Source organism: Natrialba chahannaoensis JCM 10990 (genome assembly GCF_000337135.1).
Taxonomy (GTDB): Archaea; Halobacteriota; Halobacteria; order Halobacteriales; family Natrialbaceae; genus Natrialba; species Natrialba chahannaoensis.
In genome coordinates this window covers 1-922 of the sequence record NZ_AOIN01000009.1, presented here as the reverse complement: position 1 = coordinate 922, position 922 = coordinate 1, and the positions used below count along the sequence as shown (strand labels likewise).

At 56.6% G+C, this 922-nt stretch carries 1 protein-coding gene; it reads left to right on the top strand.

Annotation, left to right across the window (positions count from 1 at the left end):
• Positions 1-49: 49 nt before the first annotated feature.
• On the top strand, positions 50-922 hold an 873-nt coding region (locus C482_RS01685; RefSeq protein ID WP_049896383.1), incomplete at its 3' end, for a transposase.

Here is a 922-nt window from a genome sequence, read left to right as displayed (position 1 = left end):
GAGTGTGTCATAGAAAGCGTCACGTACGAAGCAGCAGGGTGCGCGAAGTGTGTCCAACACAAGCGCAACCCTGCAAGACGTAGCTTCGGTAGACGACTTCTTGAATGTCGCGGCTACCGAGACAGTACCGCTGTTCGAGCACCTTGATTTCAAGTTTCTGCTGGACTACGACGTGTTCGCCCCCGCTTCGAGGGGGCGAACACGAGTTCATCAGCCACCAGACCTCTTTCGTGGCTTTCTACACTGCTATTACAANTACGACGTGTTCGCCCCCGCTTCGAGGGGGCGAACACGAGTTCATCAGCCACCAGACCTCTTTCGTGGCTTTCTACACTGCTATTACAAGGACATCTACGGCACACGTCCGGTTGTACGAGAACTCCAGCACGGCCTCGCTTGGTACTACTGCGGACTCGACAAACCACCATCCAGAGACACCATTGACCGGTTTCTCACCGATCTCGAACACATCATCGACGATGTCTTCGACAGACTCGTCGAGCAGGCCGCCGCTCGCGGCCTGCTCGACTCCACCTACTCCATCGATTCGACCCACATCGAAGCGATCCAGTACAACGACGCTGCGTCGTGGAACTACGATCCAACAGCCGAAGAACACTACTACGGCTTCGGCTGTACGATCGTCTCAACCGGGGCAAAGATACCGATAGCAGCGGAGTTTACATCGGCCAAACAAGCAGACCAAGAGACGGCGATGCGCGTCACTCGTGACGCGCTCGCCGTCGATACACCGATCTGGATGCTTGGAGACAGCGCCTACGACATTCTCGATTGGCACGACCACCTGCTGGCCGCAGGGGTCGTGCCAATCGCTCCGTACAACCCGCGAAACACTGACGACCCGAAAAACATCGAGTACAGGGTCGAAGACCGCATTGAGGAACACAGCGAGGACGTTCAG